16 protein-coding genes are annotated in these 14,702 nt (G+C 63.7%); 11 read left to right on the top strand and 5 right to left on the bottom strand.

Features of this window, described 5'->3' with window-relative positions; genetic code table 11:
* Positions 1-4 precede the first annotated feature (4 nt).
* Together ligA and QNI87_RS05205 are read left to right on the top strand one after the other, a co-directional pair.
* Positions 5-2,119 (top strand): NAD-dependent DNA ligase LigA, encoded by a 2,115-nt coding sequence (gene ligA / locus QNI87_RS05210; protein ID WP_300594936.1) that lies wholly within the window; start codon positions 5-7, stop codon positions 2,117-2,119.
* Positions 2,120-2,121: 2 nt separating this feature from the next.
* Positions 2,122-2,613 carry a CinA family protein gene (locus tag QNI87_RS05205; RefSeq protein WP_300594933.1) on the top strand — a complete coding sequence of 164 codons (492 nt, stop codon included), beginning with the start codon at positions 2,122-2,124 and terminating at the stop codon, positions 2,611-2,613.
* A 35-nt stretch (positions 2,614-2,648) separates the two neighbouring features.
* Here QNI87_RS05205 and QNI87_RS05200 read toward each other — a convergent pair whose 3' ends face one another.
* Positions 2,649-3,587: a 50S ribosomal protein L11 methyltransferase gene (locus QNI87_RS05200; protein WP_300594930.1), complete on the bottom strand. Its 939-nt coding sequence runs from the start codon at positions 3,585-3,587 to the stop codon at positions 2,649-2,651.
* Between the two features lie 16 nt (positions 3,588-3,603).
* Complete coding sequence (locus QNI87_RS05195) at positions 3,604-4,314, bottom strand: SDR family oxidoreductase (RefSeq protein ID WP_300594927.1); 711 nt, start codon at positions 4,312-4,314, stop codon at positions 3,604-3,606.
* A 110-nt stretch (positions 4,315-4,424) separates the two neighbouring features.
* On the opposite strand from QNI87_RS05195, the gene sdhC reads away from it, so the two are divergent.
* The 3 genes from sdhC to sdhA are packed head-to-tail and all read left to right on the top strand — an operon-like array spanning position 4,425 to position 7,060.
* Positions 4,425-4,820 (top strand): succinate dehydrogenase, cytochrome b556 subunit, encoded by a 396-nt coding sequence (sdhC, locus tag QNI87_RS05190; RefSeq protein ID WP_300594924.1) that lies wholly within the window; start codon positions 4,425-4,427, stop codon positions 4,818-4,820.
* Positions 4,820-5,200 carry a succinate dehydrogenase, hydrophobic membrane anchor protein gene (gene sdhD, locus QNI87_RS05185; protein WP_300594921.1) on the top strand — a complete coding sequence of 127 codons (381 nt, stop codon included), beginning with the start codon at positions 4,820-4,822 and terminating at the stop codon, positions 5,198-5,200. The genes sdhC and sdhD overlap by 1 nt, the downstream gene beginning before the upstream one ends.
* A gap of 6 nt (positions 5,201-5,206) precedes the next feature.
* On the top strand, positions 5,207-7,060 hold the full coding sequence (sdhA, locus tag QNI87_RS05180) for a succinate dehydrogenase flavoprotein subunit (RefSeq protein WP_300594918.1): 1,854 nt from the start codon (positions 5,207-5,209) through the stop codon (positions 7,058-7,060).
* Between the two features lie 249 nt (positions 7,061-7,309).
* Here the strand turns inward: sdhA and QNI87_RS15725 are convergent, their stop codons facing one another.
* Together QNI87_RS15725 and QNI87_RS05175 are read right to left on the bottom strand one after the other, a co-directional pair.
* Entirely contained in the window at positions 7,310-7,594 is a 285-nt protein-coding gene (locus QNI87_RS15725) for a type II toxin-antitoxin system RelE/ParE family toxin (RefSeq protein ID WP_366146169.1), read from the bottom strand.
* An 11-nt stretch (positions 7,595-7,605) separates the two neighbouring features.
* Entirely contained in the window at positions 7,606-7,887 is a 282-nt protein-coding gene (locus QNI87_RS05175; protein WP_300594915.1) for a type II toxin-antitoxin system ParD family antitoxin, read from the bottom strand.
* An 8-nt stretch (positions 7,888-7,895) separates the two neighbouring features.
* On the opposite strand from QNI87_RS05175, the gene QNI87_RS05170 reads away from it, so the two are divergent.
* From QNI87_RS05170 to QNI87_RS05155, 4 genes are all read left to right on the top strand, one after another.
* Entirely contained in the window at positions 7,896-8,402 is a 507-nt protein-coding gene (locus tag QNI87_RS05170; protein WP_300594912.1) for a hypothetical protein, read from the top strand.
* Entirely contained in the window at positions 8,399-9,106 is a 708-nt protein-coding gene (locus tag QNI87_RS05165) for a hypothetical protein (RefSeq protein ID WP_300594909.1), read from the top strand. Before QNI87_RS05170 ends, QNI87_RS05165 begins: the two co-directional genes overlap by 4 nt.
* Positions 9,107-9,186: 80 nt before the next feature.
* A complete protein-coding gene (locus QNI87_RS05160; RefSeq protein ID WP_300594906.1) occupies positions 9,187-9,660 on the top strand; it encodes a DCC1-like thiol-disulfide oxidoreductase family protein in 474 nt (157 codons plus the stop codon).
* Between the two features lie 41 nt (positions 9,661-9,701).
* Positions 9,702-10,694 (top strand): C13 family peptidase, encoded by a 993-nt coding sequence (locus QNI87_RS05155; RefSeq protein ID WP_300594903.1) that lies wholly within the window; start codon positions 9,702-9,704, stop codon positions 10,692-10,694.
* Between the two features lie 3 nt (positions 10,695-10,697).
* Here QNI87_RS05155 and QNI87_RS05150 read toward each other — a convergent pair whose 3' ends face one another.
* A complete protein-coding gene (locus QNI87_RS05150; RefSeq protein WP_300594900.1) occupies positions 10,698-12,320 on the bottom strand; it encodes an esterase-like activity of phytase family protein in 1,623 nt (540 codons plus the stop codon).
* Positions 12,321-12,480: 160 nt separating this feature from the next.
* On the opposite strand from QNI87_RS05150, the gene QNI87_RS05145 reads away from it, so the two are divergent.
* Both QNI87_RS05145 and QNI87_RS05140 read left to right on the top strand, forming a co-directional pair.
* On the top strand, positions 12,481-12,879 hold the full coding sequence (locus QNI87_RS05145; protein WP_300595321.1) for a BlaI/MecI/CopY family transcriptional regulator: 399 nt from the start codon (positions 12,481-12,483) through the stop codon (positions 12,877-12,879).
* Complete coding sequence (locus tag QNI87_RS05140; protein WP_300594897.1) at positions 12,876-14,591, top strand: M56 family metallopeptidase; 1,716 nt, start codon at positions 12,876-12,878, stop codon at positions 14,589-14,591. The genes QNI87_RS05145 and QNI87_RS05140 overlap by 4 nt, the downstream gene beginning before the upstream one ends.
* The last annotated feature ends 111 nt before the right edge of the window (positions 14,592-14,702 follow it).

Genomic DNA, 14,702 nt, shown 5'->3' with positions numbered 1-14,702 from the left:
ATCTATGACCAACCTCACCGAAGCCGAGGCCGCCAACGAACTGATGCGGCTTGCGAAGCAGATCGCGCGCCACGACCGGCTCTACCACGCCGAGGATTCGCCCGAGATCAGCGATCCCGAATACGACGCGCTCGTGCGGCGAAATCGCGAGCTGGAAGAAGCCTTCCCGCATCTGGTCCGCGAGGATAGCCCGTCGCGCAAAGTCGGCCATCAGATCGCCGCCTCGCCGCTTTCCAAGGTGACGCACGAGGTTCGCATGATGAGCCTCGACAACGCTTTCAACCCACAGGAAGTGGGCGAGTGGGCGGACCGGGTGCGGCGCTATCTGAACCTGCCTGAGGGCAAGCCGCTCGCGTTCACCGCCGAAGACAAGATTGACGGGCTTTCCTGCTCGCTGCGCTACGAAAAGGGGTGTCTGGTGCGCGCGGCCACGCGCGGCGACGGGCAGGTGGGCGAGGATGTGACGGCGAATGTGCGGTTTATCGATGATATCCCGCAGGACTTGCCGGATGGCGTCCCCGCCATCTTCGAGGTGCGCGGCGAGGTATATATGGAGCGCTCCGCGTTTGCTGCGCTCAACGAGAAGGCGGACGCCGAGGACACCAAGCGTTTTGCCAATCCGCGCAACGCGGCGGCGGGCTCGCTGCGGCAGAAGGATGCAAAGGTCACCGCGCAGCGGCCCTTGCGCTTCTGGGCGCATGGCTGGGGCGCGCATTCGGACCTTCCGGGGGAAACGCAAGCCGACGTTGTCGAGGCCCTGCGCGCCTGGGGCATTCCCGTCTCGCCGCTCTTCACCCTCGCCGACAGTATCGACGCGCTGATCGCGCATTATGAAACGATTGCCGCCGCTCGGCCCGATCTGCCCTACGAAATCGACGGCGTCGTCTACAAGGTCGACCGGCTCGATTGGCAGGAGCGTTTGGGCTCGGTCGGCAAGGCCCCGCGCTGGGCGATCGCGCACAAATTCCCCGCCGAGCGCGCCGAGACGACGCTGGAAGCGATCGACATTCAGGTCGGGCGGACGGGGAAGCTGACGCCGGTGGGACGTCTCGCGCCGGTGCTGGTTGGCGGGGTGACGGTCACCAATGTAACGCTCCACAACCGCGACGAGATCGAGCGCCTCGGCGTTCGTCCCGGAGACCGCATCGTGATCCAGCGCGCGGGCGATGTGATCCCGCAAGTGGTCGAGAACCTGACCCGCGACGAGACGCGCGCACCTTTCGACTTTCCCCATCGCTGCCCCGAATGCGGCAGCGAGGCGGTGGCCGAGGAAGGCGAGGTCGATGTGCGCTGCACAGGCGGTCTTATCTGTCCCGCGCAACGCACGGGAAGACTTGAGCATTTTGTCAGCCGCAAGGCGCTCGATATCGATGGGTTGGGCTCCAAAACCATAGCGCAATTCTTCGATCTGGGATGGCTCGAAAGCCCGGTCGATATCTACCGCCTGAAGGACCGCCGCGCGGACATCCTCGCTCTCGAAGGGTGGCAGGACAAGTCTGTGGATAACCTGTTGGCGGCTGTGGAAAGCACACGCGCGCCCGACGCCGCGCGGCTGCTCTTCGGCCTCGGTATCCGTCATGTCGGCGAAGTCACCGCGCGCGATCTAATGAAGGCCAACGGCACGCTGCCCAAGCTGCGCAAAGCGGCGGAGGCGTTCGGTGTCTATCGCGCCGAAAACCCGAAGGAGGAGGGCGAGAAGGCTTCCCCTTTCAAAGCCCGCATGGACGAGGCCGCCAAGGACGCGCTTGGCGTTAGCGACGGCGTGGGGGCAACGGTCGCGCATTCGCTCGCGGACTTCTTCCACGAGCCGCACAATGTGGCGGTGTGGGAGGAACTGCTCAAAGAAGTGAGCCCGCCGCTCTACGAGGTGGAAGTGCTCGACAGCCCGGTCGCGGGCAAGACGGTGGTGTTCACCGGTAAGCTTGAAACCATGAGCCGCGACGAGGCCAAGGCGCAGGCCGAGCGATTGGGCGCGAAAGCCGCGGGCAGCGTCAGCGCCAAGACAGACCTGCTGGTCGCCGGGCCCGGCGCGGGCTCGAAGCTGAAAAAGGCGCAAGAGCTCGGTATCGAAGTGATCGACGAAGCGGGCTGGGCGGCGATTGTGGCCGAGGCGAGTTAGACGTGGGCACTCTCAACGATCTCCACCCGCAAGCGCTCCGTATCGCTGCGGCGCTGCGCGCGCGGGGGCAGAAGATTGCGGTCGCCGATGGGGCCACCGGGGGGCTTATCATGGCGAGCCTTTTGACCGTTCCGGGCGCGCTCGATTTCTTCAAGGGCGGGGGCGTGGTGTACTCGTTCAAGGCGCGCAATGTCCTCCTCGATCTCCCGCGCGAGGCGTATGACGGCATGACGTCGGCGACCGAGGACTACGCGCTGCTTCAGGCGCGCGGCATTCGCGACCGGCTCGGCGCGAGTTGGGGGATGGCGGAAAGCGGGTCGGCGGGGTCGAGCGAGCATCCGATGGGCGTTGCCTCGGGCCGCAGCGTGGCGGCGATTGTCGGTCCCGATGTCGAGCGCGTCGCGGTGCTGGAGACCGACAGCGACGATCGGATCGCAAACATGGAAGCTTTTACAAGAAACGCGCTGGATTTGGCCGAAGGGGTTCTTTGCTGAGCGGCGCTCACAGGCAACCGGCAACTGGCAACCGGCTAACGCCAGCGCGCGCGCTCGCGGCCCGACAGCCTCCAGTTCGGACGACGACGCAGCCACAAGATCGCCCAGTCGCCTCTCTGGAGCCGCTCTCGCGGGGTAAAGCCCGCTCGCTTGCAGGCGCGGCGCACGGCCTCTTCCTGTTCGCCCGCCAGCAGACCGGCCAGAAGCAGATCTGCGCCCGGAGAGACGTTCGCGGCGAAGTCGGGCGCGAGCTCCACCAGCGGTCCGGCAAGGATATTGGCGATGAGCAGATCGTAGGGTCCGCGAAGGCGCAGCAGCGGATCGTCCATTCCCTCGGCAATCACCATCGTCATCGCGCCCGGACCCGCGCCGAGCGCAAGGGCGTTTAGCGCTGCGTTGTCCTTGACCACTTGCGCGCAGACGGGGTCGATGTCCGAGGCGGTGGCCTCGGCGCCCGGCCACAGGCGAAGGGCGGCAAAGCCCAGAAGCCCGGTCCCCGTTCCGATATCCGCGATGCGGCGCACGCGTCGTCCTTGGGCCTTCATCTCCGCCAGCATTTCAAGACACCCGGCGGTGGTTTCGTGCTGCCCCGTGCCAAAGGCCTGCGCGGCGGGAATAACGAAGTCGATCGCGTCCTTGCGGGCCGGAAAATCGGGTGTGTGGACGTGGAAGGGCCCGGCGTTGATCGGCGGCGCGCCCTGCTGGCTGAGCGCGAGCCAGTCTTCATCGGGCAGCTTCTCCACGGCGATGCGCGGCGCCTCGCCTTCGAACAGGCTTTGCAGAGCGCGTTCTTGCGCCGCGCCGGGCTTCTTCGGATACCAGCCTTCGAGCACCCAGTCCTGCGGGTGGTTCTCGTCGATCTCGCGGCCGGAGATGACGAGGTCGAAGTCCCAGTCCTCGATCTCGTCATGCGCTAGCAGCGCGGCCTGCACCGCTGGCTTGGGCGCGAGGAGGCTGAGTTTCCAGCTCGTCATGCCTGGCCCGCGCGCCTTAGCGTACGAAGCTTGCGCCGTTGGCGTCGATCACGGCGCCGGTCATGCTGGGAGGGGCGTCGAGCGCGCAGAAAGCGATGATCTCGGCGATCTCCTCGGGCTGCGCGACCTCGCCAAGCGGGATGTCCGCCAGCAAACCCGGACCGCCGCGCGTCTCCAGATAGTCGCCCGCCATCGCCGTGTCGGTAAATCCGGGCGCGACGGCAAAGCTCAAGATGCCCTCGGCGGCGAAACCGCGCGCAATCGTCTTGTGCATGGCGATCATCCCGCCCTTGGCCGCCGCGTAGTGCCAGTGCGCCGGGCTGTCTCCGCGATAGGCGGCGCGGCTTGCGACGTGAACGATCCGGCCGCCTGAGCCGCGCTCCTGCCAGTGGCGCACGGCAAAGCGGGAAAGCTGGGCGGCGGCGGTGAGGTTGATGCGCATCGTGTCCTCCCACGCATCGAGCCATTCGATGTCCGAGCGATCCACGCGATTGGGTTCGAACAGCCCGGCGTTGTTGACGAGGATGTTGATCGCGCCGCCGGCCTGCTCGAGCGCGCTTTCCCATAGGGTGTGCGCGGCCATCGGGTCGCGAAAATCGGCGGCGATCGATCCGGGCTCACCGATCCGGGTCTGGTGGCCGATCACCGAGCATCCCCTGCGGGTGAGCGTTTCATGGGTCGCCGCGCCAATTCCACGGCTCGAACCGGTCAATAGGATGAAACTCATGACAAGCCCTATCCGAAACTTTGCAAGACTTGTCGAGCGACGCGCGCTTGCGCGCGTGGCAACATTCGGTAAGACGCATGACAGGGATATAACACTGAAGAAGAGCAAGAATGGCACAAAGACCGCTTTCTCCGCACCTCCAGATATGGCGGTGGGGACCGCACATGCTGGTATCCATCCTTCATCGGGCGACAGGCGACGGACTGGCGCTGGTGGGGCTTGCGGTGCTGGTGTGGTGGCTGGGCGCGCTCGCCAGCGGTCCGGAAGCCTACGAGACCTTTGTCTGGGCAGCGGCGTCTCCGATCGGCTATATCGTGATGATCGGCCTGACATGGGCGTTCTTCACCCATTTGATGAGCGGTCTCAGGCACTTCGTGCTTGATATTGGCGCAGGCTATGAGCTTGATACCAATCGGTTTTGGTCGATCCTGTCGCCGCTGATCGCGATTGTCCTCACCGTGGCGGTGTGGACCTACATCTTCGTGCGCGATGGAGGGCTGGGCTGATGGGCAATGGCACGTCAATCGGGCGGGTTCGCGGGCTTGGCTCCGCGCATGATGGCGCGCATCACTGGCTGACGCATCGCTTCACCGCGATCGCCAATGTGGTGCTGATGAGCTGGTTCATCCTCAGCCTGCTGCTGCTGGGCGATTACAGCTACACAAGCTTGGTCGAGTGGATTGCACAGCCGATTTCGACGGTCGCGATGATCCTGCTGGTCGCCAATCTCTTCTGGCACGCGCAGATGGGCCTGACCGTTCTGATCGAGGATTATATCCACAATTCCGGCTCCAAGTTCGCGCTTCTCACCTGTCTCAACCTCGCGGCCATTGGCGGCGCGGCCTTCTCAATCTTCAGCGTCGCGACGCTGGCCTTTGGAGCATAACGCATAATGGCAACGGCACCTGCAAACGATCCCGGCCCCCAGCTTCAGGGCGCCTACATGATCATCGATCACACCTATGACGTCGTGGTCGTGGGCGCGGGCGGGTCTGGCCTGCGCGCGACCATGGGCGCGGCCGAAGCGGGCCTGAAGACCGCCAACATCTCCAAGGTCTTCCCGACACGCTCGCACACCGTCGCGGCCCAAGGCGGCATCGCGGCGAGCCTTGGCAACAACACGCCCGATCACTGGACCTGGCACATGTACGACACCGTGAAGGGGTCGGACTGGCTGGGCGATCAGGACGCGATCGAATATCTCGCGCGCGAAGCTCCCGCCGCCGTGTACGAGCTGGAGCACGCCGGCGTGCCCTTCAGCCGCAACGAAGATGGCACGATCTACCAGCGCCCGTTTGGCGGGCACATGCAGAACATGGGCGCAGGGCCGCCCGTGCAGCGCACCTGCGCCGCCGCGGACCGCACCGGCCACGCCATGCTCCACGCGCTCTATCAGCAGAGCCTGAAATACGACGCGGACTTCTTCATCGAATATTTCGCGCTCGACCTCATCATGAGCGATGCGGGCGGCGAGAAGAAGTGCGTGGGCGTCATGGCGATGTGCCTCGACGATGGCACGATCCACCGGTTCCGCGCGCAGAGCGTGGTTCTCGCGACCGGGGGCTATGGCCGCTGCTATTACACCGCGACCTCCGCACACACCTGCACCGGCGATGGCGGCGGCATGGTGCTGCGCGCTGGCCTGCCGCTGCAGGACATGGAGTTCGTCCAGTTCCACCCCACCGGCATTTACGGCGCGGGCGTGCTGATTACCGAAGGCGCGCGCGGCGAGGGCGGTTATCTCACCAATTCCGAGGGCGAGCGGTTCATGGAGCGCTACGCTCCATCGGCAAAGGACCTGGCCTCGCGCGATGTTGTCAGCCGTTCGATGGCGCTCGAAATGCGCGAAGGCCGCGGCGTTGGCGAGGATGGCGACCACATCCACCTTCACCTCGATCACATCGATCCCAAGGTACTCGCCGAGCGCCTGCCGGGCATCACCGAAAGCGGCAAGATCTTCGCCGGCGTCGATCTGACGCGCGAGGCGCTGCCGGTCACGCCGACCGTCCATTACAATATGGGCGGCATTCCGTGTAACTATCACGGGCAGGTCGTCACGCTTGGCCCCGATGGCAATCCGGATCACGAGATACCCGGCCTCTACGCGGTCGGCGAAGCGGCGTGCGTTTCGGTCCACGGCGCCAACCGTCTGGGTTCGAACTCGCTTATCGACCTTGTGGTCTTTGGCCGCGCGACGGGCCACCACCTGCGCGACAATCTGGTGCCCAACGCCAAGCAGGCCGAATTGCCCAAGGATTCAGCCGACCTGGCGCTCACGCGTCTCGACCATTTCCGCTACGCCCAAGGTGGCTCGCCCACCGCGCAGATCCGTGCGGAGATGCAAAAGGCGATGCAGAAGCACTGCGCCGTGTTCCGCGATCAGGAACTGATGGACGAAGGCGTCCAGAAGCTGGCTGATCAGAACAAGCGGATGGAAGACATCCACGTCACCGACAAATCGCTCATCTGGAACAGCGACCTTATCGAAACGCTCGAACTCGACAATCTGATGAGCCAGGCGAACGTGACGATGGCGTCCGCCGCCAACCGCAAGGAAAGCCGCGGCGCCCACGCGCACGAGGATTTCCCCGATCGCAACGACGCGGAATGGATGAAGCACACCATCGCCTGGTTCGACGGCTGGGGCGGTAGAGGCTCCAACATCCGCCTCGATTACCGCCCGGTGCACGAATACACGCTGACCGAGGACGCGGAATATATCGAGCCCAAGGCGCGGGTTTATTGATGTATGTGGTCCAGTTCTTAGTAAACGGTGCGAAACGCACGCGAACGTTGCCTGGGCTTCCTCGTGTCGGTGATGTTGTCGACCTTGACGACATGGAGGATAGTCGGCTCGTTTTTTAGAAGTCGAGCAAATCGTGCCTTTTGAAGAACGCGGCGAATGGCAGTGTCATTGCCGCTGCAAGAAGCGGAAGAACTGGATTGAGCCTGACTGGTAGTCCGATCTAGATTCGAAGTCGGCTCGACAAGATGGTTACCACGTTTCGATGTCATCCGGCACATCCTCTCGTTCGTGGATGATGCGCACTACGAGCAGTTCGACCTCTGTTGTTCGGTAAATCACCCGATGCGAGCCACTTCGCACTTTTCGATACTGCTCGGGTAGCCCCTCAACACGGCTGCCCATAGCGGGGAAATCTAGTAGCTTGATGACGCGATCATTTATTTCGCGCACATAGCTATCTGCTTGGAAAGCGCCCCAGGTGTCAGCAGTGTAAGTCCAAATCTTTGCCAAGTCATGCCGTGCAGCCGGGCGGATAATCAGGCGGATCAGGCCGCTCCCTTATAGTTGGCGTGCATTTCCGCAAGGAACTCGTCCAAATCGAAGGGAACCGGGTCGCCGCTTTCTTCGCCCTCCCGGATAAGCGCTCTCAGATTCTCGATTTTTCGATCGCGCTCTTCCAGACGCCGCAGCGCATCGCGCACAACCTCGCTAACGCTTGCAAACTCGCCGGACTCGACTTTGGCTTGCAGATATTTCTGATGGCGTTCGCTGAGCGAAATCGACGTATTCCTTCCCATGTAGCTCAGATTACCAATTTTGGGTAACATCAGCAAGAATGCAAAAGCGCCTCCACACCCGCCTTTCCTCCTACTGGAAGCTCGAAGTCGCCAACGCAGCCCTGATCCCGGCGATCATGGTCTTTCTCTGCCTGTACACCGGTCAGGCGGTAAGTCTTTGGCTCGCGCTTGCCTGTGTGCCGATGTGCGGGCTGCTCATCCTCGGCGGGCTTTACTGGCGCGCCAAGCTGCATCAGCTTGAGGGGCGCGCCGTCCCCCTCGAGCGGGTTCTGAAGCAGGCGCACACATGGCGCTTGCCGCTGCTGGCAACGACCGCGCTGGCTTGCGTTCTTGCCGTCGGCGTGCGGTTCACCGATCTCGCTGCGTCGAGCGGAGAGCGGTGGGCGATCACCGTCGCTGCGGTTCTGGCCGCGCTCGAATACATCAATTACTATCACCGCCAATTGCAGCACTTTGACAACTGGCCCGATTTCAAGCGTCTCGTCACCGGGCGCGGCTTTCCGGTCTCGCAAATGGCAAAGGACATGAAACGGCAATCGCGATGAGCGAGCTCGACGCACCCGACCCCAAGGCGATCGACTGGGCGCGCAAGGATGCCTCGCGCAAGGACTTCTCGCAGCGCGCCAATCTGGCGTTTCTGGTCAAGTGCTTCGGGATCGGCGTTCTGGCGCTGCTTATCCCGATCCTGCTCCCGCTCATCGGCGGGTATGAGGGGCATTTCTCGATCAGCTTCTTCTACCACGTGCCCGAGGCGCGCAACTGGTTCGTCGGGCTGCTTTGGGCGGTCGGGATCTTCCTGATTCTGTTTCAGGGCCTCTCGCGCGCCGAAAACCTCCTGCTGACGCTCGCGGGCGTGTTCCTGATCCTCGTCGCGTTGGTGCCGACCACCACCGATCAGTGCAACGAGAGCCTGTTCTCGCTCCACGCGGCCTTTGCGGTCGCGTTCTTCGTGTGCCTCTTCATCGTCGCGATCTTCTTTTCCAAATCACGCCTCGATTACATCTTGTGGCCACCCTTGCGAGCCCGGTTCAAGCGCGCCTACGATGTGACCGGCTGCCTGATGATCGCGCTTCCCGCGCTCGCCTATGGCGTCCATCTGGTCGATGGGCGCGATTGCGGGCACGAGATCTACTGGATCGAATTTGCCGCGATCGCCGCGTTCTCGGCGTTCTGGTTCGTCAAGACCTGGGAATACAAACGCCTGCTGGGCCTCAGCGTACGCGATGTCGCCCGGCGCCTTGTTTCCTAGGGCGCCCCTGAGAACGCTGGGAAACCGGGCCGGGGCCTGGCGGTTATTCAGGCACTCGTTTCAGCAAAAGGGCCGACCCGATGCTCAATCACACGCAAGCAGCGCTCAACGCCTTCCAGCCCTACAGCTATCGCGGCGATCCCGCTGTGCCCGAGTTCGATGACAGCCGCTCGCTCTTCATCTTCGACCATCACTGCGTGCTGTGCTCAGGCGGGGTGGGGTTCATCATGAAGCGCGACAAGCGCGGCGCCATCGCCTTCACTTCCGCGCAAAAGACGCTGGGGGCCGCCTTGTGCCGGCATTACGGGATCGACTGGGACGAGAGCTTTCTGTTTCTCCACAAGGGACGACCTTACATCAAGTTCGACGGCTATTTCGCGGTTGCGCGGGCGATGGGCGGGCTGTGGCGCATCCCGACCGTGTTCCGGATTGTGCCCCGCGCGCTGCTTGACCGCGTCTACGATCTTGTCGCGCGCAACCGCTACAAGTGGTTCGGGCAAACCCAGGAGGCCTGCGCGGTTCTGACGCCCGATCAGCGCGCGCGGCTGATGTGAGTGGCTTGACCCAAGCGCGTGGCGAGGCCAGCGTAGGTGCCATGACCAAAGTCGCCCTGATCGCCGGATTGATCGGCTTGCTTTTCGCCGTGCCCGCTGCGCCCCGGGAAGGCGATCGCGCGCCCGACCCCAACCAGCCGCCCGAGCACCTCGCGCCCTATCCCAGTCTTGCGACGGGCAAGAACCGAAAGGAGCGCCGCGAGAGCTTCAATCTGGGGCCGCAGATGCAACGCGGCGTTCCGGCGCGCGTCATGCTCGAACAGCGCCGCCGGCTCGACGCGGCTCTTGCCCGGATCGAGCCGCAGCGTCGCGGCACGGTTGATGCGTATGTTGTAACGATTGCCCTTGATAGCGATCCGGTGTTCGCCCGCGAGGCGCGCGAGGCGGGCCGGGTGCTTGAGCGCCGCTACGATGCAAAGGGGCGCACGCTTGTTCTGGCGGGGCCGGATGGCGCGCGCGACGATCGGCCGCACGGATCGATCGACGCGCTGATTGTAAGTTTAGCGCGGGTGGCCGAAGTGATGGACTCGCGGGAAGATGTGCTGGTGCTTTACTCCACCAGCCACGGTCTCGATCTGGGCCTGACCTATCACTACGGGGACACCGGCTATGGCGTTCTTAGCCCCGCGCGCTTCAAGGCGGTGCTCGAAGAACTCGGGATCAAGCGGCGCATCCTGCTCCTGAGCGCGTGTTTTTCGGGCGTGTTTGTCGATCCGCTGTCGAGCCCGGACACCGCGATCTTCACCGCTGCGGCCTCGAACCGCTCTTCGTTCGGGTGCGAAGCGGATAACGACTGGACCTTCTATGGCGATGCGCTGATCAACAACGCGCTGCGCAGCCCCCAAAGCCTTGAAGCCGCTGGCGATCAAGCGGTGAACCTTGTCGCCAAATGGGAAGCGGAACGGCGCCTGCTGGCCTCGCTTCCGCAGGTGCGCATTGGTCCGGGTGTCGGCGATTGGCTTCCCGAGCTTGAGGCGCGCATGCCCCGCACGGCGACGAGCCCTGTGGGCCGCCCGGCGATCAGCGGCGAATAGGCTCTAGTCGGCGACGATCCGGCGCGCCTTGATGATTGTCACCGGCTCGGCCAGCATCTGGCCGCGCATCGCGCCTTCGCCTTTATCCGGATCGGTCGGGCTCCCATGGATCGCCGCCACCACGTCCATGCCCTCGATCACATAGCCGAACACTGCGTAGCCGTTCTGCCAGACCGGGTCCGGATCCTCGGGCCGCGCGTCGAGGCCGGTCTGGTCCTGGAGCATGATCGAGAAATCGCCATTCGCGCTGCCCGGCTCCAGCATCGCCATCGAAAGCGCGCCGTTGGTGTGGCTGAGCCCGGTCTTGGTGGTGGGCTCGTGTTCGATACCGGGCAGAATGCGCTTGGGATCGAACTGGGTGCCGCCCTGTAAAAGCCCGTTGGGCTTGGGCTCGCGGTCAAGGCTCATGGCGCGGTAGAACACGGTGCCATCAAAGCGCCCTTCCTCGACATAGCGCAGGAAGTTTGCCGCCGTGATCGGCGCGCGTTCGACCTCCAGCGCGATGGTGATGTCGCCCATCTGCGTTTCGAGCACGACATCGACCGTCTCGAATTGCGGGTCGGGTTCGGGCGCGTCGGCGACCTGAGCGGGCGGCGGCTCGTCGCTCTTGATCTCGAATTTGAGCAGCAGGTTGTGCTGGCAATTCGCGCTGCCGGTTTCGAAGCAATTGTTGAAGTTGTCGTCCGAGGCCAGATAGAGATAGCGCTTGCCGAACTGTTCGCGCAGCGCGAGCCCCTCGAAATTGTCCAGCGTGAGCGGTGCATCGAAAACGGCGAGCGTTTTCTGCGCGTTGTCGGGCGCAAGTTCGATGAGCGCGGCGCGGTTGCCGTAACCGGGTTTGAAGCTGCGGATGAGGACGTAGCAGGTGCCATCCTGCGCGCAGGCCGCGTCTGTGGGTGCGCCGCCGTGTTCGGCGAGAGCGGGCGGGGCGAGGAGCTGAAAGCCCAGTGCCTCTCCCGTCTCATCGACCCTGACGCAATTGTTCTTCTGGGCATCCGCAAATTCAGCGCAGGCAATCATGCCTTGGCCGTGGGCCGCGAGTGCCTCAATTCCGTTGTTCGATGGCAGCAGGTCGGCGGGCATGAAGATGAGAGGCATCTCCTGCGGCGCCGAAGTGGGCCACTCGGCCGAAGCGGCTATATCGCTGTATTGCCAGATGCGATGATCTTGCTCGAAGCTGACCCACCAGCCGATTGTGGGCAGGAACGCAATCGCCTCCGCATCGCCATCGCTTTTGCCCTTGAGCTTGTCGCCATCAAGGTCGCGCAAGGTTCCGATGTCCATACCATAGATATCGCGCAGCACGCCGTTGCTTTCATCGGGCACGATCCGCATCCAGCGCCCGTTGTCGCTCACCGCCCACAGCGCGCCGCCGCCGGGAGCCGCCTCGTCATCGACCCATTCGAGGCCGGAAATCCCGCCGATCTCTTCCTCGCCCCCCTCGATTTCGGGCTCGATCCGAAGCCCGCCGCGATAGATCAATTCGCCCACTTCGATCCGCTCGGGATCGCTTTCATCGAGCGGCACGGGAAGGGTCTGCGGCAGAATGTCCTCGAACTCCTGCGCCGCCAGAGAGGCGGAAAGGGTCAAGCCCGTGAGAGCGATGAGGGCGCGCATCCATGTCATTGGCCGCACTCTATCGGCCGTCTATCGAGGCGCAACCGGGGAAATCCGGTGTTCATCCACGCTTCATGTTTACAAACGTAATCGATCCACCTACAAGTGTAATCGTCAGTTCCGCTGCGGGTGCTAGCGGGTGGGAGGAACGAACGTGCGCAAGAAGGCGATGGGCAAGTCCGGTTCGAAGGGCGAAAGCCCAGAGCGTATCACCGACGCGGAACACGCGATCATGGAAGCCCTTTGGGACCATGAAGGCGATGCCAGCGCGCAGGATATCTACGAAAGCGTGGGCACGGCTCGGTCCTGGAGCCTGGCAACGGTCAAGACACTGCTTTCGCGTCTCGTGCAGAAGCAGGCAATCGCTACGCGGCCCGATGGTCGCCGCTTCCTCTACGCGCCGCTGATTGCGCGCGCGGATTACGTGGGCGGGGAAAGCCGCCGTCTGGTCGACAAGCTGTTCGGCGGCCGCGCCGCCTCTTTGGTGGCGCATCTGGCCGAGTCCGAGGCTTTGAGCGTGGACGACCTCGCCGAAATCGAGCAACTTCTGAAGGAGCTGAAACAATGAGCGCCTTCCTCTTCGATACGCTGATCTGGACCGGCGCGCTGATCGCCCTTGTCCTCGTGCTGCGCCGCCCGGTCACTCGCTGGTTCGGAGCGCCCGCCGCTTACGCTCTGTGGGCGCTGCCCATGCTGCGCCTTATCCTTCCGCCGATCGAACTGCCCGCCTGGCTCGCGCCCGAGAAGACGGCGCCCGAAGCGGTTGAGGCAACCGGGCATACGGCGCCGCTTGTGGTCGAGATCGCTTCGGAGGCGGCCTCGGTCGCGCCGGACGCGGCTGCCACGAGCGAGGGCGCGACGAGCCTGATCGCTGCGCTTTCAAGCCTGCCGCTGACCGAAATCGCTCTTACAGCGTGGCTGGGCGGGGCGGCGGTGTTCCTTTTCCTGCGTTTCAGCGCCTATTTCCGCCTGCGCAACGGGCTGATGCGAGAAGCGCGCGCGGTCGGCAGCGCAAAAGGCCCGCTCGGCACGATCCGTCTCATAGAGACGCCGGGCACCACCGGGCCGCTCGCGTTCGGAGTGCTGGAGCCGGTGATCGCCTTGCCACCGGGTTTCATGGCCCAGGTCGATCGCAACGCGCGCGATCTGGCTCTGGCGCACGAACTCCAGCACCACCGGGGTTACGATCTTCTGATCAATGTGCTCGCCCAGCCGCTGTTTGCGCTCCACTGGTTCAACCCGCTCGGCCGTTATGGCTGGCTTGCCTTGCGGCGCGATCAGGAAGCAGCCTGCGACGCCCGTGTGATTGCGTCTGCGCCCAAGGAAACGCGGGCCGCCTACGCCGATGTGATTGCGAGCTTTGCAGCGGGTCCCAACGTCGCGCTGGCCGCCCCAATGGCGTGCCCCGTGCTGGGGGACAAATCGATTATCCAACGTCTGAGGAACCTAAAAATGACAGAACAATCCTCCAACACCAAGAGCCGGAAAATGGCCTCCCGTTTGATGCTGGGGACCGCGATCGTCGCGTTGCCGCTGACCGCTTCGGTCTCCTACGCCGAGAGGATCGCGCCCGAACCGCCCGCGCCGCCATCCGTTACCGCCGTGGCGCCCAAGGCCCCCGCTGCCCCTGTCCTGAGCGTTGTGGCTATCCAGGAAGCGCCCGAAGCGCCTGAGGCACCCGAACCGCCTGAGCCGCCGGAGGCACCCGAAGTCACCGAGGAAGAAGAAGTCACCGTCATTGTGATGGATCCTGACGAGGATGGGAAGGCCCGTTTCAAGCTCAAGAGCAAGGATGGCCAAGCCTTCATTTGGAAGGATGAAGACGGCACCGCCAAGGAACTCAGGAAAAGAGCCCGCTCGTACAGGGTCAAGATCGTCAACAAGGGCGAGGAGATGGACGAGGAGGAGCTTGAAGTGCTGCTCGAAGAGATGCGCGAAGGTCTCAACGAGGCCGATGAGGCCATGGAAGAGATGCGCGTCGAGCTGAAAGCGCTTGAGGAAAGCAAGGAATGGGCCGCCATGCTCAACGAGCAGAACCGGACCTTCGTGCGAATGCACTGTGACGACGATTCCGAGGACGTTGCCACCACGAAAGAGCTCAAGGGTGGCGGTACCGAAGTGCTGATCTGCCAGTCGCGCGTCATGGCGCGCGCTCTGGAGGGCTTGGAACAGGCGCGCGCGGCGATTGCCGAGAACCGCGAAATGCAGGCGAAAATGCGCGAGGAGGTCCTGCGCGAACTCGATCAGCAGATCGAAAGCTGGAAGAAAAAAGCGCGCTAGCTCTTTCGCGCTGCCACGCCTCGCCTGTGCATACAGAGCGAGGCCCAGAGATTAATGCGGCGGATCGTCACCAGACGGTCCGCCGCTCCTGTTTGCGCGGTTCATAACGAA

Origin of the sequence: Erythrobacter sp., from assembly GCF_030066995.1 — a bacterium.
In the GTDB taxonomy this organism is placed as follows: domain Bacteria; phylum Pseudomonadota; class Alphaproteobacteria; order Sphingomonadales; family Sphingomonadaceae; genus Erythrobacter.
Note: the sequence above shows the minus strand (reverse complement) of the source record. Positions and strands in the feature narration are given on the sequence as shown.

Excerpts from the sequence above, each read along its gene's own strand:
- QNI87_RS05145 (WP_300595321.1), top strand. The coding sequence starts at position 12,481 with ATGGGCAAGTCCGGTTCGAAGGGCGAAAGCCCAGAGCGTATCACCGAC.
- ligA (WP_300594936.1), top strand. The coding sequence starts at position 5 with ATGACCAACCTCACCGAAGCCGAGGCCGCCAACGAACTGATGCGGCTT.
- QNI87_RS05165 (WP_300594909.1), top strand. The coding sequence starts at position 8,399 with ATGAGCGAGCTCGACGCACCCGACCCCAAGGCGATCGACTGGGCGCGC.
- QNI87_RS05155 (WP_300594903.1), top strand. The coding sequence starts at position 9,702 with ATGACCAAAGTCGCCCTGATCGCCGGATTGATCGGCTTGCTTTTCGCC.
- sdhD (WP_300594921.1), top strand. The coding sequence starts at position 4,820 with ATGGGCAATGGCACGTCAATCGGGCGGGTTCGCGGGCTTGGCTCCGCG.
- QNI87_RS05175 (WP_300594915.1), bottom strand. The coding sequence starts at position 7,887 with ATGTTACCCAAAATTGGTAATCTGAGCTACATGGGAAGGAATACGTCG.
- sdhC (WP_300594924.1), top strand. The coding sequence starts at position 4,425 with ATGGCACAAAGACCGCTTTCTCCGCACCTCCAGATATGGCGGTGGGGA.
- QNI87_RS05200 (WP_300594930.1), bottom strand. The coding sequence starts at position 3,587 with ATGACGAGCTGGAAACTCAGCCTCCTCGCGCCCAAGCCAGCGGTGCAG.
- QNI87_RS05150 (WP_300594900.1), bottom strand. The coding sequence starts at position 12,320 with ATGACATGGATGCGCGCCCTCATCGCTCTCACGGGCTTGACCCTTTCC.
- QNI87_RS05140 (WP_300594897.1), top strand. The coding sequence starts at position 12,876 with ATGAGCGCCTTCCTCTTCGATACGCTGATCTGGACCGGCGCGCTGATC.
- QNI87_RS05170 (WP_300594912.1), top strand. The coding sequence starts at position 7,896 with ATGCAAAAGCGCCTCCACACCCGCCTTTCCTCCTACTGGAAGCTCGAA.
- QNI87_RS05160 (WP_300594906.1), top strand. The coding sequence starts at position 9,187 with ATGCTCAATCACACGCAAGCAGCGCTCAACGCCTTCCAGCCCTACAGC.
- QNI87_RS05195 (WP_300594927.1), bottom strand. The coding sequence starts at position 4,314 with ATGAGTTTCATCCTATTGACCGGTTCGAGCCGTGGAATTGGCGCGGCG.
- sdhA (WP_300594918.1), top strand. The coding sequence starts at position 5,207 with ATGGCAACGGCACCTGCAAACGATCCCGGCCCCCAGCTTCAGGGCGCC.